14 protein-coding genes are annotated in these 19,756 nt (G+C 57.3%); 10 read left to right on the top strand and 4 right to left on the bottom strand.

The window, feature by feature from the left end; genetic code table 11:
• Nucleotides 1-42: 42 nt before the first annotated feature.
• Entirely contained in the window at nucleotides 43-792 is a 750-nt protein-coding gene (locus tag FE702_RS05780) for an SDR family NAD(P)-dependent oxidoreductase (RefSeq protein ID WP_147125312.1), read from the top strand.
• Between the two features lie 3 nt (nucleotides 793-795).
• On the opposite strand, the gene FE702_RS05775 is transcribed toward FE702_RS05780, so the two are convergent.
• Complete coding sequence (locus FE702_RS05775) at nucleotides 796-1,809, bottom strand: LacI family DNA-binding transcriptional regulator (RefSeq protein ID WP_147125311.1); 1,014 nt, start codon at nucleotides 1,807-1,809, stop codon at nucleotides 796-798.
• Nucleotides 1,810-1,976: 167 nt separating this feature from the next.
• Here FE702_RS05775 and FE702_RS05770 point away from each other — a divergent pair, with 167 nt between their 5' ends.
• The 9 genes from FE702_RS05770 (at nucleotide 1,977) to FE702_RS05730 (ending at nucleotide 15,640) form a co-directional block, all read left to right on the top strand.
• Nucleotides 1,977-3,209, top strand: a complete 1,233-nt coding sequence (locus tag FE702_RS05770) for an ABC transporter substrate-binding protein (protein WP_147125310.1) — start codon at nucleotides 1,977-1,979, stop codon at nucleotides 3,207-3,209.
• Between the two features lie 121 nt (nucleotides 3,210-3,330).
• Nucleotides 3,331-4,188, top strand: a complete 858-nt coding sequence (locus FE702_RS05765; RefSeq protein ID WP_255449596.1) for a carbohydrate ABC transporter permease — start codon at nucleotides 3,331-3,333, stop codon at nucleotides 4,186-4,188.
• The gene (locus tag FE702_RS05760; RefSeq protein WP_147125308.1) at nucleotides 4,178-5,074 is read left to right on the top strand and encodes a carbohydrate ABC transporter permease; all 897 of its coding nucleotides are present in this window, start codon (nucleotides 4,178-4,180) and stop codon (nucleotides 5,072-5,074) included. The genes FE702_RS05765 and FE702_RS05760 overlap by 11 nt, the downstream gene beginning before the upstream one ends.
• Before the next feature lie 6 nt (nucleotides 5,075-5,080).
• Nucleotides 5,081-6,154 (top strand): ABC transporter ATP-binding protein, encoded by a 1,074-nt coding sequence (locus FE702_RS05755; RefSeq protein ID WP_147125307.1) that lies wholly within the window; start codon nucleotides 5,081-5,083, stop codon nucleotides 6,152-6,154.
• A gap of 141 nt (nucleotides 6,155-6,295) precedes the next feature.
• Nucleotides 6,296-8,677 (top strand): beta-mannosidase, encoded by a 2,382-nt coding sequence (locus FE702_RS05750; RefSeq protein WP_147125306.1) that lies wholly within the window; start codon nucleotides 6,296-6,298, stop codon nucleotides 8,675-8,677.
• Nucleotides 8,678-8,802: 125 nt separating this feature from the next.
• Nucleotides 8,803-11,250, top strand: a complete 2,448-nt coding sequence (locus FE702_RS05745; protein ID WP_147125305.1) for a calcium-binding protein — start codon at nucleotides 8,803-8,805, stop codon at nucleotides 11,248-11,250.
• Nucleotides 11,251-11,275: 25 nt separating this feature from the next.
• Complete coding sequence (locus FE702_RS05740; protein WP_147125304.1) at nucleotides 11,276-13,363, top strand: ATP-binding cassette domain-containing protein; 2,088 nt, start codon at nucleotides 11,276-11,278, stop codon at nucleotides 13,361-13,363.
• Nucleotides 13,360-14,634, top strand: a complete 1,275-nt coding sequence (locus FE702_RS05735) for a beta-barrel domain-containing protein (protein WP_222611788.1) — start codon at nucleotides 13,360-13,362, stop codon at nucleotides 14,632-14,634. Before FE702_RS05740 ends, FE702_RS05735 begins: the two co-directional genes overlap by 4 nt.
• Before the next feature lie 391 nt (nucleotides 14,635-15,025).
• On the top strand, nucleotides 15,026-15,640 hold the full coding sequence (locus FE702_RS05730) for a VTT domain-containing protein (protein ID WP_147125302.1): 615 nt from the start codon (nucleotides 15,026-15,028) through the stop codon (nucleotides 15,638-15,640).
• Here the strand turns inward: FE702_RS05730 and FE702_RS05725 are convergent.
• Genes FE702_RS05725 through FE702_RS05715 form a run of 3 tightly spaced genes read right to left on the bottom strand, consistent with a single transcriptional unit; the run spans nucleotide 15,627 to nucleotide 19,659 of the window.
• A complete protein-coding gene (locus FE702_RS05725; protein WP_147125301.1) occupies nucleotides 15,627-16,562 on the bottom strand; it encodes a hypothetical protein in 936 nt (311 codons plus the stop codon). The genes FE702_RS05730 and FE702_RS05725 overlap by 14 nt on opposite strands.
• The gene (locus FE702_RS05720) at nucleotides 16,559-17,647 is read right to left on the bottom strand and encodes a ferritin-like domain-containing protein (protein WP_147125300.1); all 1,089 of its coding nucleotides are present in this window, start codon (nucleotides 17,645-17,647) and stop codon (nucleotides 16,559-16,561) included. Before FE702_RS05720 ends, FE702_RS05725 begins: the two co-directional genes overlap by 4 nt.
• Complete coding sequence (locus FE702_RS05715) at nucleotides 17,644-19,659, bottom strand: hypothetical protein (protein ID WP_147125299.1); 2,016 nt, start codon at nucleotides 19,657-19,659, stop codon at nucleotides 17,644-17,646. Before FE702_RS05715 ends, FE702_RS05720 begins: the two co-directional genes overlap by 4 nt.
• Nucleotides 19,660-19,756: the final 97 nt, after the last annotated feature.

Raw genomic sequence — 19,756 nt, 5'->3', positions numbered from 1 at the left:
GTGCATTGCCCGCAAAAATCCCAATGAACCGAGGGACATCACATGACAAAACCTATCGCGGTCATCACGGGCGGTGCCCAGGGAATTGGCCTCGCCTGCGCCGAAGCTTTGGCGGAAGACGGTCATCGCTGCATTTTGGTCGACATCAACGCCGAAGGTGTGCAAGCCGCCGCCAAGGGCCTTGGGGACGATGCCGTGGCGATGACCTGCGACATGGGCGACCCTGACGCGGTTCTGGCGTTGTTTGACACCATAGCGCGCGATCATGGAGTGCCGCATGTTCTGGTCAACAATGCCGGCGTGGCGATGCCAGCAGATTTTTTGGATTACACGCTTCAGGATTTTCAGACTGTCATCGGTATCAATCTGACCGGCGTTTTCCTTGGAACCCAGACTGTGGCCAAGCAGATGATTGATGCGGGCATCGAAGGCGCGATCGTCAATATGTCGTCCATCAATGCGCAGGTCGCGATCCCTGCGATCCCGGCCTATTGCGCGTCCAAGGGCGGTGTCATGCAGTTGACCAAAGTGGCGGCCTTGGCGCTTGCGCCGCACAACATTCGCGTCAATGCGGTTGGGCCGGGCTCGATCGACACAGCCATGATGGCGGGCGTCAATGCCAACCCGGATGCATTCGCAAAAGCAATGTCGCGCACGCCTTTGGGGCGGGCGGGAACTGCGCGCGAAATCGGGGATGTAGTGGCATTTCTGGCCAGCAAGAAAGCCAGCTACATCACCGGTGAGACCATCTATGTCGATGGCGGACGTCTTGGGTTGAACTACACGATGTAGGGATCAGGCAACCGGAGCGGGCTCGGGTTGCCAATCATACCGGTCCACGAATTGCAGCGGAGCCGCCGTCGGGTTTTCGATCAATCTGATGGCCGCTTTCGCAAGAAAACCACCGGCTTTCTCCACGTCCTCGAAATAGGTCATGACCTTGCTGTCGATATCCGACAGCAAAGGGGCGCTTTCCTTCGAAAAAACATCAATATCGACGCCGGTCTTTAGGCCAAGACGACGCATCGCGCGCAAGGCAACGATCGCCTCACGGCTTGCACAACAGATGATGCCATCGGGCAGTGGGCCTAGCTGTAACCGGTCATGGACCGTCGCGTATGCGTCTTCTCGACCTTTGAGATTGTGCACCCCGCGCAAAAACTCCGGTTCAACACCCAGCGGGGCTGTGACGCTCAGGATGCCTTCGATGATGTGACGCGAATAGGTTTGATCTGGTGGCGGCGGGATCACCAAAAGACGCTTGCGTCCGCGATCCAGCATTGACTGGGCGGCCGCACGCCCGAAGGCGTGATTGTCAAAGTCATAATAGTGGAATGTCCCGGGCACATCGGTGCGGCCATACATCACAAACGGAAACTCTGTTTCAGCCATATACCGGATACGTGGATCGTCGATCATGATCCGCTCAACAATAATGGCGTCGGCTTGTTTGGCTTCGACAACCTGCCGTACGGCGGCCAACGGATCGTCTTCGGGCGAATACGGTGTGATCGACAATGTATATCCTGTTCCGCGCAACGCGCGGGCGACTGACCCGATCAACAGACCGTATTTATCTGTCACCTGATCAAGCGTGGCCAGGATCAGGGCAATGTTCATCGTCTTGCCCGTGCGAAGTCTGAGACCTTCATGATTCGGGACGTACCCGATCTCTTCAGCGACCTGCAAAACCTTGGCTTTTGTGGCGGCGCCAATGTCAGGGGCATCGCTGAGCGCACGCGACACGGTTGGCACGGCGAAACCGGTCATTTGTGCGATCGTCTTAAGTGTCGGTCTCTTTTTCGCCATTTCTTTCAGTCACTTACGGTTTCATCAATCCGGGTTGGTAGGGATGATGCGGACTGCAAGCCGTGTTGCGCAGCCACCCGTAACAACTTCCTAAATCGTTTTAGATTTTTGTTGATTTGTAAAATGAAATGCCTTTACGTCAAAGCATAAATTCTAGGGAGGAATAAATGAAACACCTAACTAAGGTGCTGGCCACCACTGCGCTTGTTAGCGCTAGCGCGGCGACGGCAGCAGAGCTTGAGGTTGTCCACTGGTGGACATCCGGCGGTGAAGCTGCGGCTGTAGCCGAGTTCGCCAAAGCTCTTGACGCAACGGGCCACACGTGGGTCGACGGCGCGATTGCTGGCGGCGGCGGTACGAACGCCATTCCGGCTGTTGTGTCGCGCCTGCTGGGCGGTGACCCAATGGGCGCCACTCAGTTTAACCACGGCCGTCAGACCGAAGACCTGATCCAGGAAGGTTTGTTCCTGGACCTGACCGATCTGGCGGAACAAGAAGGTTGGCGCGACTTTGTGTTCCCGTCATCTCTGCTGGATTCCTGCACATATGATGGCCGCCTGTACTGTGTGCCTGTGAACATTCACTCATGGCAGTGGATCTGGCTGAACAACGATGCGTTTGCGAAAGCGGGCACAGACGTTCCATCGAACTGGGATGAATTCGTTGCAGCCGCTCCGGCTCTGCGTGAAGCGGGTGTTGCGCCTCTCGCGGTTGGTTCACAAGCGTGGCAGCAAGCCGGTGCAATCACTGAGGTGCTGGCTGTTGCAATCGCTGGCCCAGAAGCTTGGGAGCAAGTGAACGTTGCCAAAGACGCCGATGTCGCCGCAGGCCCAGCCTACGCCGCTGTCTTCGAAGCTGCTGCTGCAGCGCGTGACTTGGCCGCTGACATCACCGTCACCGACTGGAACCTGGCAACTGCAGCTGTGATCGAAGGCCAAGCGGCCGCACAGATCATGGGTGACTGGGCGCAAGGCGAATTCGCTGTGGCTGAGGCCGTTGCTGGCGAAGACTACACCTGTCTGCCAGGTCTGGGTGTGAACCCGGTTCTGTCGCTGGGTGGTGACGCGTTCTACTTCCCCAAGAACTCGGACGCAGACGTCGAAGCGGCACAGCTTGAGCTGGCATCGCTGATGATTTCGAAAGAGGTGCAGGTTGACTTCAACCTGAAGAAAGGCTCGCTGCCAGTGCGCGGTGACGTCGATCTTTCGGCAGCCAACGACTGCATGAATAAAGGCTTGGGCCTTCTGGCAGACGGTAAAATCCTGGCGGGCGCAAACATCGCGCTGAGCCAAGACACCATCGGCCAAGTCAACGACCTGATCGTTCAGTTCTGGAACAGCGACATGTCCGCTGCTGAAGTCCAAGAGAAGTATGCAGGCATCATCGCACGCGCAGACTAATCGCGCGGGCCTAGCCTGAAAACTGGGGACCGGCGCGCACACCGCGCCGGTCCCTGTCTGAGACTTCTGGGGAGGGTCCACGATGGCGTCCGCAACGCGCCCAAATCAACTACTTCGAAACATGTCGTCAAAAATTGCCTCGATCCCGATGGCGCTGACGGCGATTGTGATTTTCGTGGGCTGTACCCTTTGGACAGTCGCTTATTCCTTTACCGGGTCGCGCCTGCTGCCACGGTGGCGTTGGGTGGGGCTGGATCAGTATGATCGGCTCTGGGACACCGACCGCTGGATTATCTCCATGCAAAACCTTGCCATCTACGGGTTTTGCATGATGGCGTTTTCGCTGTTTTTGGGCTTCCTGATGGCCGCCCTGCTGGACCAAAAGATCCGCGGCGAAAACGTGTTTCGCACCATCTTCCTGTATCCCTACGCGCTGTCATTTGTCGTAACTGGCTTGACTTGGCAGTGGATGTTGAACCCGAGCTTTGGTCTGCAAAAAGTGGTCCGAGATTGGGGTTGGGAAAGCTTTACGTTTGCGCCTCTTACGAACCCGGATTGGGCAATCTATGGGGTTCTGATGGCCGGGCTTTGGCAGGGCACCGGCCTTGTCATGGTGATCATGCTCGCTGGATTGCGTGGCATTGATGAGGACGTGTGGAAAGCCGCTCGCGTGGACGGCATTCCGGCCTGGAAAACCTATGTCTACATCGTGATCCCGATGATGCGTCCAATCTTTGTGACGGCGATCGTTCTGGTCGCAACTGCTATTATCAAAGTATTCGACCTGATCGTTGCTCAGACCCAAGGCGGACCAGGTCTCGCAACTGAGGTCCCGGCCAAATACGTCTATGAAATGATGTTCCGGAACCAGAATCTGGGGCAGGGCTTTGCCGCCTCTACGATGATGTTGTGCTTTGTCCTGATCATCATCGTGCCGTGGTCGATTTACGAATTCGGAGGACGTCGCAATGGCCGCTAGTTCCACTAACACGCCCTCGGGCGCGAAGCCAAAGAACACGTGGACGCTCGGCTCTGTCTTTGTTTACGGCACGCTGATCATTCTCGCACTCTACTATCTCGCACCGCTTTATGTGATGATTGTCACGTCGTTGAAAACGCTGCCGGAAATCCGGCAAGGCAATGTGTTCGCGCTTCCAGATGCCGTTAACTTGGACGCTTGGTTCAAGGCATGGGCGACCGCGTGTACCGGGTTGAACTGTGACGGCCTGAGCCGCGGGTTCTGGAATTCGGTCATCATCACTGTGCCGTCGGTCATCGTGTCGATCGCGGTGGCATCGGTGAATGGCTACGCGTTGGCCAACTGGCCCTACCGCGGGGCAAACGTGTTCTTTACCATCCTGATCTTCGGTGCGTTCATCCCGTATCAGCTAATGCTGTATCCCATCGTTATCATCCTGCGAAATCTGGGTGTTTATGGCGATTTGGTCGGATTGATCATTGTGCATACGATCTTCGGGATGCCGATCCTGACGCTTCTTTTCCGCAACTACTTTAGTTCGCTGCCGGAAGAGTTGTTCAAGGCCGCACGCGTCGATGGCGCAGGGTTCTGGGGTATCTTTTTCAAGGTGATGTTACCGATGTCGGTGCCGATCCTTGTGGTGGCTGTCATTCTTCAGATCACGGGCATCTGGAACGACTTCCTCTTTGGCATCGTCTACGCACGTCCCGAGACGTACCCGATGACGGTTCAGCTCAATAACATCGTGAATTCGACCTTTGGCGAGAAAGAGTACAACGTGAACATGGCCGCAACGATCCTGACGGGTCTCGTGCCGCTCACCGTGTACTTCGTCTCAGGCAAACTCTTCGTGCGCGGCATCGCTGCCGGCGCCGTGAAAGGATAAAAGAAGATGCACTCAGTCAGCATCCAGAACCTTGATCTGTCATTCGGGGCCGTTGATGTCCTGAAGGGCCTGAACCTTGATATCTACGATGGTGAATTCCTTGTTTTGCTCGGCTCGTCCGGTTGCGGGAAGTCGACACTGCTGAATTGCATCGCCGGTCTTCTCGACATCACCGGTGGGCAAATCCACATCAAGGGCAATAACGTCACCTGGGCGGAACCCAGCGAACGCGGCATCGGAATGGTTTTCCAGTCCTACGCGCTTTACCCGCAGATGAGCGTTGAGGGGAACCTCAGCTTTGGCCTGAAAAACGCCAAGGTGCCCAAAGATGAGATCCGCAGGCGCGTGGATCGGGCAGCCGAGATTTTGCAGATTGGGCCGCTTCTGAACCGGAAACCTGCCGCGCTGTCTGGTGGTCAACGCCAGCGTGTTGCGATCGGCCGCGCGCTCGTGCGGGACGTGGACGTGTTCCTGTTCGATGAACCGCTGTCCAACCTTGATGCGAAACTGCGCGCGGACTTGCGGGTGGAGTTGAAGGAACTGCACCGCGATCTGAAAAACACCATGATCTACGTGACGCACGATCAGGTGGAAGCCATGACTTTGGCCGACCGGATCGCCATCATGAAGGGTGGGGTGATCCAGCAGCTGGCCAGCCCGGATGAGATTTATAACCGCCCCGTCAATAAATACGTGGCCGATTTTATTGGGTCGCCTTCCATGACCTTCTTTGATGGCGAATTGAAAGGTGGGCGGTTTGTGATGGGTGACGTCAACCTTCCGACCGAAGGTTATGACTTCACAGGAGGCCAGATCGACGGCAAGGCGATCATGGGCATCCGTCCCGAACACGTGGCCTCGGGCCGCGACGTCGAAGACGCGGCCTACCGGACAACTGTCACCGCAGAACTGGTCGAGCCGATGGGGTCCGACACGCTGATCTGGGCCGATTTTGCGGGCAAGCGCCTGCGCGTGCGGCTGGACGGTCAGATGAAGATTGCCGACGGTGACCAGATCGAAATCGGGATCAATCCGGCCAAGGCGAACTTCTTTGATGCGGCGAGCGAGCTGAGGCTCTGACCTTTAGCCCACGCCTTTTCAAATAGCGCCAGCCTGAGGGCTGGCGCAGTCGCGCCAGTTCGTGGGGGCGGACTGGCGCGACGCCTCGTTTCCAGTGCCCGGCACTTAAACTCAGGCCTCCGCGCGAAAGGTGATGCGATCATGATTAATCTCGCTGGTGAATGGTCGCTTCAGGACGAAACGAAGTCTTATGCCTGTCAAATGTCGCTACCCGGTGACATCGTCAGCACACTCGCGAAGGCAAACCTGATCCCCGACCCGTACTGGGGTCAAAACGAATACGATGTTCGCTGGATTGCTGACCGTGACTGGACGGTGACCCGCGAGTTCCAAGTAACTGAAAAGGCGCAGGTCCTGTGCCTGTCGCAATTGGATACCGTCGCAACCGTCCGTGTGAATGATCAGGCGGTGCTAGAGGCGGAAAACGCCTTTCGCCGGTATCGCGTGGATGTCTCCGACGTGCTGAGTGTTGGAGTGAACCAGATCAGCATCACCTTTCACTCGCCGACGCGGATTGCCAATGCGCGCCAAGAGGCACAGCCGTATTTTGTGCCTTACACCAAGAACTACCCTGTCCCGAACGGGAATATGCTGCGCAAGCCCGCCTGCGATTTTGGGTGGGACTGGAACGCGGCGCTCATGCCATCCGGTATCTATGGCGACTTGCACCTAGAGCCGGTGGTTCCGGTCCGCATTGCGGACGTGTTGGTGCATCAGGATCATGAACCCGGATTGGCAAAAGTCCGTGTCACGGCTTTGCTCGAAGGTATGCCAGAGGTCGCCAAAGCCACCCTGTGCGGTCAGACCGCAAGCGGCGCGATTTCTGGGGATCGGACAACCTTTGATTTCGAAATCCATGATCCCGAGCTTTGGTGGCCCGCGGGTCAACGGGGCGACGCACCTGCATCGGTCGTGCATCAGTTGAGCATCGAATGTGACGCGGCACAAACCACCAGAAACGTAGGCTTGCGCACCATCGAGTTGGTGTCTGAACCCGACGAGATTGGACGGTCATTCCTATTCCGGGTCAACGGTCGCGAGGTCTTTGCCAAAGGCGCAAACTGGATTCCGCAGGATGCCCTTCCGGGCAATTCCGACCCAGACGCCTTGCGCGATTTGCTGCAGTCTGCGGTCGACGCAAATATGAACATGATCCGCGTCTGGGGCGGCGGCTGGTATGAAAACGATGCCTTCTACGACCTGTGTGACGAGTTGGGGATCATGGTCTGGCAGGATGCTATGTTCGCCTGTTCGCTGTACCCTGCCGACGATGCTTTCCTCGACGAGGTCACACGCGAAGTCGTCGATAACGCACGCCGTTTGCAACACCGCGCATCGCTGGCGCTTTGGTGTGGCGACAATGAACTGATCGGCGCGCTGACGTGGTACAAAGAAAGCGTCGAGGACCGTGACCGCTACCTCGTGGCCTATGATCGGCTGAACCGATCCATTGAGATGGCTTTGAAATCTGTTGATCCAGAGGTGAATTGGTGGCCGTCATCACCATCCCCTGGACCATTGTCATTCGGCGATGCGTGGCATGATGACAGTGCGGGCGACATGCACTTTTGGTCGGTTTGGCACGAAGGCCGTGACTTCGAACACTACCGCGATGTGAAGCCCCGGTTTTGTTCAGAGTTCGGATTTCAGTCTTACCCCTCGATGGATGTCGTGCGCGGCTTTGCCGACCCATCCGACTTCAACATCGCGGCCCCGGTCATGGAAAGCCATCAGAAGAACGCGGGCGGCAACGCGCGGATTGCCGAGACGATGTTCCGCTACTTCCGGTTCCCGACCAGCTTTGAGAATTTTGTCTATGTTTCGCAGGTCCAACAGGCGCTGGCGATCCAAATCGCTGTCACCTACTGGCGGAGTCTGCGACCGCACTGCATGGGTACATTGATCTGGCAACTCAATGATACGTGGCCAGTCTGTTCTTGGGCTTCTTTGGACTATGGCGGGGGATGGAAGCTGTTGCATCACATGGCGCGACGCTTCTATGCGCCCGTTCTTGCGACGATTGTCCCAAGTGATCAGGGTCCAGTTTTGCACATGGTCAACGATCATCCCGATGACGTGGAGACCCAAGTCACCGTGACCGCCATGACAACCCACGGGGCAACGCGTGTTCTGTTCGATGGCTCTATGCAGCTGGCTGAAAACGCGGCCAGTGATCCGATCCTCTTGGACCCGATTTCGGATGAAGAACTGTTGCACCTTCGGTGGACAGACGCCGACGGAACGGAGTGGACAGAATGCTATGCGCCGCGTCCGTTCAAGGCCTACAACCTGTCCGCTCCGAAGATTGAAATGCGCGTCTCGCACAATGAAGAGACCACCCTGACACTGCGGGCCGAGGGCCTTGCCCTGTTTGTGGCCGTCGAGGCCGACATTGCAGGGCGGTTCTCAGACAACGCCTTTCCGCTTCTGCCAGGAGAAGAACGGGTCATCACATTCACGCCGCAAGACGTTGATCGGCAGGCGCGTTTCTTGGTGCGGGATTTGCACTCCGCAACCTTTTGACCTGTTCAGCGCCTCTTAACCGTAAAACCAATTTTTCGCGAACCACCTGCTTGGCATAACGGCGCGTTAAGGCATCGCCTCTAGGCCTTGGCCCTGATTTCGTTCTCAGGACCAAGGGATGTGTGATGTCTGATACCGACCGTAACGCGGACGCGAACTTTGTTGGCTCAACAGGCGATGACCAGATCGTCGATGGCTATCAGGGCGATGATGGCAGCACGCTGAGCGAGCAGTTGGACAATGCGGATCGCGTGAATGGCAACGCGGGCAGCGATGACATCAGCACTGGCGCAGGAAACGATCTCGCTGCCGGTGATATGGTTGGTGCCGAATGGACCTATGTGAATGGTGAATGGGTCTACGACGCAGCGGCGGTTGTCGTCACCGATCTCAGTAGCACTCCAGCCTACGATGACGTCATATGCACGGGCGCAGGCAATGATGTTTTGCTTGGGAACCGGGGCAACGACACGTTGTTTGGTGGCGCGGGCAATGACCGTTTGAACGCAGGGTCGGATGACGACCGCGCTTTTGGCGAAGACGGCAACGACACCTTGAACCTTGGCAGCGGTGATGACTATGGCGAAGGCGGCATGGGCGCCGATCTGATCAATGGCGGCGCGGGTGACGACGTCATCTATGGCGATCTGAATGACAGCAATCTGCTATCCAACACCGACCGTTCAGCGACGTCATTTGCCGACTATGGGGACGCATCTGGCTGGCAATTCACCGACATCGATGGTCAGTCACAGATTTCACAATCAGCGGGGACCGTGGCCGGGGAAAGCTACACGATCGCCTTCGAATTGGCTGCAAACCTGTCGGCGGGGTATTCGACTGGTGCGGTAGAGGTGCTCTGGAACGGCGAGGTTGTGGACACCATTGAGACGACATCAGGCGCGTACCAAAGATACGAGGTCGATGTCGTCAGCGCGGGCAGCCAAGGCGAGCTATCCTTCCGCGCCGTCGAGCCGGAGGTGAACGACCTCTATGATTTCAGCGGCCCGATTGCATCCTACGAAAAAACTGTTGAGGTCGGTGGGCAAGAGGTGCCTGTCGACGCCTTTGCGCCAGGTCAGTCGACGCTCTATCAAGTAATAGGTGGGCAACTGAAAGCCTTTGATGTCGACAGCCAGCAATATGTCGATGTGGGCTCGGGGGCTGGATTCAAGGTCAATGCTGTTGGCTTTAACGTCGAAGATGACCTGATCTATGGCGTCGCAAAATCGGCTGGCTTTGACAGTCTTGGCAACCCTGTGTCGAATTCGGACATCGTGATGATCGACGCAAGCGGCGCATCCTTCCGCGTGGGCGACGGGGTTTACGCCGACTACGTTGGCGACTTTGACGCCAGCGGCAACCTTTGGACATTTCATTCGTCACTGGATCGCATCAGCGTGGTTGATATCGATAATTTGGACGCTGACGGCAATCCGGTCATTGATCACTACAACCTGCCCAACGGTCTGTTCACGGATCGGACCTACGACCTCGCCTTTAATGCGCAGGATGGGCATTTCTATGCTGTGGTGTCGCCGGGTCGTAACGGTGAGGCGGGCAAGGTTGTGCAGATTGATGTTGCAACCGTGCAAAACGGCGGGCAGCCAACATTCAAGGAAGTCCCAATCACCGGAACGCTCTATGGCGACACAATGGAATCCGGGATGGCCAAGGGGGCTTATGGAGCCGTCTTTATGGATGGGGATGGCACGCTTTATTACGGTCTCAACCGTGGCGATCATGATCTGGATGCCAGCACCGGCGCGCAGGGTGGAATTTTTCGCGTCAACGTGAACTGGGACACAGACCAAGCCTATTCCGAATTCATGGCCGAGGCAGAAAGCACGTCGTCCAACGACGGCACGATGGACCCCCGCGCCGTGGACACCTTCGCCGACATCGATGCGGATGCAGCGGTGCTTTTACGCAGTCCAGAGCTGACCCCCTCGGAGGGCGGAGATGACAGATTGCGTGGCGGCTCGGGCGATGACGAGATGCATGGCGGTTTTGGCGATGACCGAATGCATGGCGGGCAGGGCGAAGACACGCTCTTTGGTGACGAAGGGTCCGACCGCATGTTTGGAAACCACGGCAATGACGTCATGTCCGGCGGCGATGGTGATGACAAAATGCTGGGGCAGGCGGGCGACGACACGATGTCTGGCGACGCGGGCAGGGATTACATGCACGGCGGCGGCGGCAATGATGTCATTTCCGGCGGCGATGGCGTCGACAAACTGGTCGGTGGGGCAGGCCGCGACGTGATCGAAGGCGGAGCAGGCAATGACCACATGTGGGGCGGCCATTGGCGCGGCGACAACAGCGCGGACACGTTTGTCGTGTCCGGCGGCAGCGGTCAGGATATTATCCACGACTTTGAAACCGATCATGACCAGATTGATCTGTCTGCCTATGGCATCGATTATGACGACCTCAAAACCGTGATGTCCGACAAAGGCTGGGCCACCGAAATCAACCTTGCTGCGCTGGGTGGTGGCGATGCAGGCGACCGCCTATTCCTTAAGTCGGTAGAGGCAGAGGACCTGGACGAGAGCAACTTCATCCTGTGACGGGTGGCGGGGGCACGTCCGGATCATGAATGCTTATTCTCAGCTTTACCGGTTGGCTTTGCCACTGCTGGTGTTCAGCCTTGTGACGAACTTGGGTGTACTGGTCAGCCCGCTCTTTATGATGCAGGTGCTCGACCGGGTCATTCCGAGCGGAAACACAGCCACGCTTCTGTTGCTTGGATTGCTCGCGCTTGGCGCACTCGCGCTGCAAGCTATGGTCGAAAGCGCACGCGATCTGTGTCTTGGCAGACTGTCGAGATGGACAGAACGTGTGGGCGCGACAGCGGCTCTATTGCCGCAGCAAAGCCAGCCCCAGAGCGTGATCGAAGACGTCGCTCAGTTTTCGCGTTTTCTGAGCGGAAGCGCTGCCATCGCTGCTTTGAGCCTGCCGTGGATGCCAGTGTTTCTGATTGCGCTTTGGTTTGTGCATCCAAGCTTTGTGGCTTTGCTCTTGTTGATGGTTTTGATGGCGGGCGCGGGACGGCTGCTGGCAAAGTTGTTGGTTGAGCCCAAGGAGCGCGCTGCAGGGCAATTGGCCGCGCAAGAACAAGAGGTTCTGACGGATGCGTCCCAGTTTGGCGTGCGCGCTGGCGTGGCGATGATCGCCCACAACTTGCGTCAGCGGTTCGTTAACCTTCAAAGTCAGCGGCATCAACATCTTGATGCGCGGCAAGCGGCGCTGAGTATGAATACCGGTTTGGCTTCATTCGTGCGCAGCGCAGGACAGGTTCTGGCCTTGGGTCTCGGTGCCTATCTTGTGACCGCTGATCTGTTGTCAGCGGGCGGCATGATTGCTGCATCCATTATTCTGGCTAAGGGATACGGCACAATCGAGGGCATTCTGACCCAAATGCCGCAGATCAAAGCATCCTTGAACAGCTTCCGTGCCTTGGTGGCGATGCCAGCGACGAAAGAAGGCACGGTCACCGAAGTTTCGGAGTTCAGCGGCGAGTTGACTGCAGATACGCTTGTCGTGCCACGCGGCGGTGGTGCGCCTCCGCGGCTTGATCGCATCTCGCTCAGGCTCAAGGCAGGGGAATGCCTTGCCATTGTGGGGGCTTCGGGATCGGGAAAATCCACCTTGCTGGCTGCAATGGCAGGCACAGAGCCTGCACCGATCGGGGCGGTCTTTCTTGATCAAAGCGAGGTCAAGGCACTGTCTGCAGCAACACTTTATCAGGCCACCGGTTATGTGCCGCAACACGCGGCGCTCTTGCCCGGCACAATTGCGGAAAACATCGCGTGTTTCTCCATGCCGCGCGATGACAGCAAGGTTTTGACTGCTGCCAAGCTTGCGGGTGTGCATGGTCTGATCTCGGCTTTGCCCGCCTCCTATGACACGGATTTGCGGACCGATGCGCATATGTTGTCGGCAGGGCAGGCACATCGCATTGCCTTGGCCCGCGCGGTCTATAACACGCCAAAGTATCTTTTTCTTGATGAGCCGAACGCGCTTTTGGATGCGGACGGGGAACGTGCTCTCGCGCAGACACTGGCGCGGCTCAAAGACGCCGGAACAACGATTGTGATGGTGCTACATCGCTCGGGCATCATGGGGCTTGCCGACAAGGTCATGCGGATTGAGCATGGGCGTTGCGTCGACTTGGGACCGCGGGCCGAGGTTCTCGGTCGTTTGGGCGCCAACAACCGAAACATCGAACTGCCGCTGCTTGAAGCCGCGTTGCAGGATTTGTCGGACTGGGTCGATGCGCAATTCACACGGGCCAGCGACGCCGAGTTTTCGCAAAAGGCGCAACTGATTGCGACCGAGCTTTTCAATCTGGCGCGCGCCGCAGCCCCAAAGGATGAACTCCGCCATGCGCGGTTTTCCTTTACCTTTGTCGATGACACGCATTGCGAGCTGCAGATGACCGGACCGGACGGGTCCGAAACGGCAACAACGCTGGAAACCGTGCGCGCACGGATGCAGACGTCAGATACTTTCTTGGGCGATCTTACTCCCGAAGAGGCGGCGTTGGCGACGGTCAGCAAGCTCAGCCAACGATTTGAGGTGTCGTCAGCCGAGGACGCAACTGTGTTTCGGGTGGCCATGCAAGGCGGCGTACCGCGCGAGGCCAATTCCACGCGCCAGAGCGGGAGTGCAATCAATTGAGCGATTTGTCGGATACTTTGCCACGCTCGGTGACGCGGCCGCTATTCGGTGCGAGCGCAGTTGTTGCGGCCTTTATTATCATGGTTGTCGTCTGGTCCGTGATGGCCCCCTTGGCAACAACGATCCATGTAAGCGGCACCATTGTGTCCGCGCAGCCGACATTGGAACTGCAACATCCTTATGGCGGAGAGGTCACTGCGGTTTACATCCAAAAACATGCGCGGGTGCGCGCGGGTGACATACTGCTCAGATTGGATGACAGGCTGGATCGCGCGGCTTTGCAGGGCCTGCGCACGCGGCGTCAACGTATCCAAGCCGAAAACGCCGCGATTGATGCGTTCTTTGCAGATGAAGACGCATTTCTATCAATGCCGCAATCTGGTGCCGGCGCTGCTCTGCAGCTGAAGCATCAGCTGACTGCTGGGCAGCACAAAACCAAATCAGAAAGCGCACGTAGCCTGCGCGAACAGGCAACAGTTTTGGATCAAAAGGTGACAGTGGCGCGCCAGCAGGCAGACCTGATGCGCGCGCGCCTTGGACGGCAGGACCGGTTGGCGCAGCAAGGCCTTGTTCCCAAGACTGAACAAGAGGCCGAGGCAGAACGGCTCTTAATCATCCAAGGTGAAGTGCAGTCTGACCTTGCCTCTTTGCTGGCTCTTCGGGATCAGGCGCGACAGACCAAGGCGCAAGCGGATGCTGCTGCGCTGGCCCTCAAGGTCGAGCTTGCAGCAAAGCGTGAGGCGAACCTGTCTGTTTTGGACGAGCTTGAACCAAGGATCGTCGAATTGGAGGATCGCATTTCCAAGGCTGTCATACTCGCACCCAGCGACGGAACCGTGACGCAGATGCATTTCCTGGGCGAGAACATGTATGTCCAACGCGGGGCTTCGCTCGTTAGCCTTGCCCAACCTCTGGAACGCCCACATGTCGCGTTTCACATTCCCCCGCATCAAATTGATCAGGTCACGCCCGGCATGACAGGCAAGCTGGTGATCCCAAGCCTGCCTCAGAGGGCGATGCCCAATATCACCGTGCGTGTGACCGCCATATCGCCACGTGCAAACTTGGATGAGGCGGGGCAGCCGATCAGCTATGAAGGGCGCGCGACTTTCGAAGGGGATGCTTTGGCTTTGGTGCAAGACGCTCTGGCGGATGTCAGTTTGAGTGAGGACATGCCGGTGTCGATCTCATTGGCGGCGCGTGAAACGACACTTGCCAGCTACCTAGTTTCGCCATTCCTTGCGGCGTTTCAGAACGCATTGCAGGATTGAGCGTGCGCCAGCCGACTCGGATCGCCAAGTGATTTGCTTTTGATTCCTTGCGCATTGGACGCTGAGGTCCGGAATAACCGCTGGTTGTGCGTGGTCGCTCACCTTCGCGGTAAGATCAACGCATTTCCCCCGCCGATTGTAGGCGCTGCCCTAATTGGGAAAAGCGGCCCAAGTTCTCGCCCGATTTTGCCACAATTGACGGGTAATTTCATCGTCAGGGCTGGCGTGCAACATCGGCTACGATGATTGGTGGCAAGGTTTTGATTTTCTGATTTTTCGCACGTCAGCCACTTTTTTGCCTTTGCGCCCCTAGCATGATTTGTCTTGTTCAGCCGGACGTTTCACGATCACACTGAAACCACCCAAAGCTGTACAGCGTGGAAAGGCAAATATGGCGCGCGTCCCCTATCTTGTTCCGGCTTCAATCCTGTTTCTTGCCATCATCCTGCCTTTCATGGCCTTCGGCGATGCAATCGAATTGCGTTTGACGACGTTCTTTGCGCAGCCACAGGCCCACGCCCTCGTTGCAATGGTGGTCGTTTTGCTCTTGGCGCTGGATATTCTTCTCCCGTTGCCATCCAGTTTGATCGCCGCTGCGGCGGGCGCGTATCTTGGCTTTTGGGCTGGGGCGGGTGCCGTCTTTGCGGGCCTCTTGATGGGAAGCGCACTGGGCTATTGGATCGGTCGTGTCGCCGGGCTGCCGATCCTGAGACGCACGCAGGGCGCCCATGATTTGCCGCGCGCCGGACGTGGGCAGGTGGTGGCCCTGGTGGCGACGCGCGCTGTTCCTGTGCTGTCAGAGGCCATGACCATCACTGCAGGAGCAACCGAGATGCGTCCTCAGGTGTTCTGGGCTGCTTCGACCCTCGCCAACTTTGGGGTGGCGGTCACCTATGCGGCGCTCGGAGCGTTTGCGGCCACGACAAATACCTTTCTTTGGGTGTTTGCCGCATCTGTTGGTGTGCCCGGTGTTGCATGGGCTCTTTACCGTCTTATCCGCCGCTGAAGAGTTTGCATTTCGGCAGAGGTTCGGCAGTACACATGTCTCCGACTTGGTTCCATGTGTCCTCGGGCGTTGGCGGGGTTGACATAAACCCGGTGTAGATCTGCGTCACGATGGGCGCGTTTGGCGGGATCGTTGGCGAACCTGAGAAATAAAACTGGTTTGGGTGCCGGTACGGCGTTTTGAGCGTGGCGTCTGCAGCATCATCTACCGTATAGGCCGAATTGAAGGCATAGCCGAACAGGATGGGCGCACCGCCGGGGCCCGGCGTGGTCAGTGAATAGGCCTGAACGCCCGGCAGGTAGGTCCGCGTGCTGTCGGCAACGCTGTAGGGCAAATGCTTTACAAAATCGCGGCGTGGGGGATGGTTCAATGAAGAAAAGAGGCAGCAGTCCGGCATCCCCTCTGGTCGGTCATCGTAAGTCAGGAAGTAGGCGGTATCGCCCAGTGAAATGAAGGCGCAGCTAAAGCTGTTGTCGATGGGAAAAATGGGTAGGCACTTTTCGTCGTAATACTCCATCATCGCGCCTTCACCGGGAAAGTCCGGATGCTCGAAAGTGCTGTCATAAAAGGTCGCACCGTAAGAGGTTGTGTATTCCAATCCATCGACCGAGCCGATGTCCAACGGATAAGGCGGTGGATTGTCCTGATAGCCAGCGGTGACGGTGTACATGGTCCATTCAGATTGCCACTGCGGCGGGAACAATGGATTTGACGGCTCACCTTCAGCACGGTGATAGACGCAACCCGGCACCTGACACGGGCTGTAGGCCGGAGGGTTGTGGACACCAAAGGTGGCATAGACCGCGTCAGCCTGTTTCGTTGGGCCGTAGGTTTCAGCTTCCGTTTCTGTCGCGACCTGAAGCCCACCGGCAATGACGGCTGCGGGCGCTGTAAGCGCAGTGAAAAAGGCAAAGAATTTCATGTGTTTGTCGTCCTGTATTCAAATGAAAGCCCGGTCTGCGCCTGCTGCTTGTTGGAAGCGTCAGCCCATTCTGCCGGGGTGGAAAGCACCTGCTGCGCGAGAAGCCGCAATTCGTACATGATGCCCATCGCATCATCGAGCGCTTCGGGCCGTCCGTTGAACGTGTCGTGCAGCGCATTCAGGGCGCGCGTGTAAGAGTAGCTGAACTGGATTGCCATCCGCTCGGACATCGAGCCGGGCTTGTATTTCGAAATGGATGCGTTGGTGTCCATGTTCCAGACATCCAAATCATCCAGCACGACGGGCTCGCCCGCATAGGCATAGGGCGGGTCTGCATCCGGCACGCGAATGAGTTTGCGCCCTTTGATGATTTCCTGAAACCGGTAGTAGTGCGACGGCTCGCCAAATTCGTCGAACGGGTCGTCTTTGGACCCTTCACCCTGATCAACAATGACGCGGATGGCCTCGCATGCGGTTTCGACATCGGTGATTTCAAACATCTCCTTGGGATTCGGAAACCATTTGCGGGCGATGATTTGCGGATGACCATCTTTGAAAATCGACGGTCCCAACCGCTCGATCGCGGCGATCAGGAACAGGTAGAAATCCCCGATCGTGTCGAAATGCCTTTGTTCTTCGCCCAACATGTCGACATCGGGTATGTCGAGTATCTGGTCCGGCTCTTCGATCTTCATGAACACGTCTTCGACCTGCATCCGCGAACACTTGCGCAGGTGAACCTTGAAGGTCTTTTCATCTCCGTCAGGCTCTTCCTCATCGCCAATACCGAAGGGCAGACCGTCCGGATAGCTGGGCACAAAGTCAGGCGTATTGATGCGAGGGCGTCCGCCAATCGCCAAAAGAAGATTGCACGCGATGGTCATGTGCAACATCTCTTCGATGGCAACAGATCGTATGATGTCGCCCACGGCCTCGTTGGTACCAAGCTTGAGCGTGAAGTAGCCGCACAGATACGGCGGGATCGTTGCATGTTCGAGTTCGATGGCCTTTTGCACCAAGGCACGCAGCTCTTCGACGGTTTCGACGTCGCGCGCCTGCTGCACGTAGGTTGGGTCAATTTTCATGTGTCACGACCTTTCAGCGCTGCGATTTGCGTAAGCGCATAGTTTCGCGCGGCCATGGATTTGCCGTCGTCATGCGCAGGCAAAGCATCATGCAAAGCCTGCCAATCAGCCGCGGTGACCTTGGCCAATGGCACCGGGGCTGGTCCCCTGTTTTCGATTGTTGGCGGCGGATCAGATTTGGGCATGACCTGCGGAGGGGCGGTCTGCATTCGTTTGGCGAGCCAATTCAGAATGATTTGTCGTTTGCCCGCTGACATATCGCGCGTGACCGGCATGTGGTTGGGGTCTTCAAAGGGTCGTTCAAAGGCGAACGCGAGGATCTTGGCATGATCTTTGACGACGTCCGGATCGGCGAGACTGAACAGCCATTTCGACATCACCGGATAAAGATTGTCGTATTGCTGCATGAAAGGGGCCACGTCCGTTTCCCAATCGGGATCATCCGGCACGTGCACAGCATCGCGCACATGGGCCACGATCATCTCGAACATCGGGGCAGGAAACGGGCCATTAATCGCGGGGCCGTAGTTGATCTGAAAGATCTGACCGTCGACATATTCCCTCGGATTATCGGGGTTTCGGGCGACGAACGGAACGCTGACCCAGCCAGCGTCGCTGGTGGTGACATGATCGGCAATCGAAATCTTGTTTTCTGGGAAATTCACGTCGGGGATGGGAATAGAGGGCTGATCCGGTCCGTCAAAGTTGCTGCCGCCGGACGTGCGCGGCTGCGGTTCGATGCTGATCGGCAGGTTGGCGCATGGTGCGCCATATTGCAGGCCCAAGATGTGAACGTGGTCGCTCGCTGGCGTCGCAAAATCGGGGTCTAGGCGAAATTCAAAGTTGTCGGCCCGCACGAAAAATCCGCCGGGCGTTTCGCGGGACATGATCCGGAAACTTCCGTCTTCACGGCATTCAACCAAGGCGAGGGGGCGCTCTGCGGCAAGCTTGGTCTGCTCTTCCGTCATGGTGAGCTGACACAACCCGCTGGTTGTGAACAACCAGTTGTCGGCTGTGTAGGGAATTGTCCCGATCAGATCGACATCATCCGCACCCACATATGCGCCTGTCTTGATCACAGGCTCTGCGGTGCCGGTTCGCTTGCCGATGTCACGCACTTCGTCGGCCACCGTGATGATCGCAAAACCCAGGTCACCGATGTTGCGTGCTTGGTTGGCCGCGTCTTGAGGCAGGGCGTTGGATAAATCCGCGCTTAGGGTCGTGCCGTTGATCTGGGCGTCGAAAAACCCGATGCCGTTTGAATTGCACATGCCGTTATAGGCCGATCCGGCCTTATCAATCGAAAACCTGCGACCCGCGACAAAGGCCAGCGGGTCGCCTTGTTCCCAAGGGCCGATTGAACCGCACATGATGCCGTAGGTCGATTGCTTACTGAAGCCGCCGGTCATCAGGTTGATCGACAGCCGGTCGTCGTTGGACTCGGCGCTGGCTTTGAGGGCCATCAGGATCGGGCTCTTCTCGGCGGCTTCCGTGAATTCGACGTTTTCGAGGATGCTGGTGAACTTGGCTGATGCGGTTTCAGACCCTTGGACGCCGTGACCTGCGGGCTTGCGTCCGAAATAGATGTCCCGGAATGGCGCCGGTCGATAGTCACCGCGCATGTATTCGGTTGTGCCATCGGTCAGAATGATGCGCAGGCCAAAGATCATGGATCCGTATTGCCACTGCGGGTCGAGATCGACGAGTTTGGCAGATGTTCGCGCCTCTTGCGCGTTGATGAAGAGCCCAACAGCGACATCATCGGTGCCCGGATCATCAACGGATGTTTGGGCCTTGGTTACTTTGGCGTCGATCAGGCGAAATGCACCGGTGCCTTCCGGGTTCCAGTAGCCATAGACCGCGGGGTATTCATCGTTCACCAGCAAAGCCTTCGCCTGATAGCTGGGGTCGAATTTTTCGGTGTTGTAGTAGAAGACGTTGTTGTTGACGGTTGAGGTATCCGCCTGAAACCGCCCCGAAAAGGCGAGGTTAGGCAATGAGAGATAGCTCATGTCGATGGCTCCCCGGTCTGCTGACGTGCCTTAGCGTAACCTTGCTCAGCGGGAAGTTGTGCGACCTAGCGCACATAAGTTGGAATTCAGGTCGGCG

This window comes from Shimia ponticola, from assembly GCF_007995215.1.
GTDB lineage: Bacteria > Pseudomonadota > Alphaproteobacteria > Rhodobacterales > Rhodobacteraceae > Shimia_B > Shimia_B ponticola.
This window is presented reverse-complemented; position numbering and strand designations above follow the sequence as displayed.

Coding starts and splice junctions, on each gene's coding strand:
- FE702_RS05740 (WP_147125304.1), top strand. CDS start 11,276: ATGAATGCTTATTCTCAGCTTTACCGGTTGGCTTTGCCACTGCTGGTG.
- FE702_RS05775 (WP_147125311.1), bottom strand. CDS start 1,809: ATGGCGAAAAAGAGACCGACACTTAAGACGATCGCACAAATGACCGGT.
- FE702_RS05755 (WP_147125307.1), top strand. CDS start 5,081: ATGCACTCAGTCAGCATCCAGAACCTTGATCTGTCATTCGGGGCCGTT.
- FE702_RS05745 (WP_147125305.1), top strand. CDS start 8,803: ATGTCTGATACCGACCGTAACGCGGACGCGAACTTTGTTGGCTCAACA.
- FE702_RS05720 (WP_147125300.1), bottom strand. CDS start 17,647: ATGAAAATTGACCCAACCTACGTGCAGCAGGCGCGCGACGTCGAAACC.
- FE702_RS05770 (WP_147125310.1), top strand. CDS start 1,977: ATGAAACACCTAACTAAGGTGCTGGCCACCACTGCGCTTGTTAGCGCT.
- FE702_RS05725 (WP_147125301.1), bottom strand. CDS start 16,562: ATGAAATTCTTTGCCTTTTTCACTGCGCTTACAGCGCCCGCAGCCGTC.
- FE702_RS05765 (WP_255449596.1), top strand. CDS start 3,331: ATGTCGTCAAAAATTGCCTCGATCCCGATGGCGCTGACGGCGATTGTG.
- FE702_RS05715 (WP_147125299.1), bottom strand. CDS start 19,659: ATGAGCTATCTCTCATTGCCTAACCTCGCCTTTTCGGGGCGGTTTCAG.
- FE702_RS05750 (WP_147125306.1), top strand. CDS start 6,296: ATGATTAATCTCGCTGGTGAATGGTCGCTTCAGGACGAAACGAAGTCT.
- FE702_RS05730 (WP_147125302.1), top strand. CDS start 15,026: ATGGCGCGCGTCCCCTATCTTGTTCCGGCTTCAATCCTGTTTCTTGCC.
- FE702_RS05760 (WP_147125308.1), top strand. CDS start 4,178: ATGGCCGCTAGTTCCACTAACACGCCCTCGGGCGCGAAGCCAAAGAAC.
- FE702_RS05780 (WP_147125312.1), top strand. CDS start 43: ATGACAAAACCTATCGCGGTCATCACGGGCGGTGCCCAGGGAATTGGC.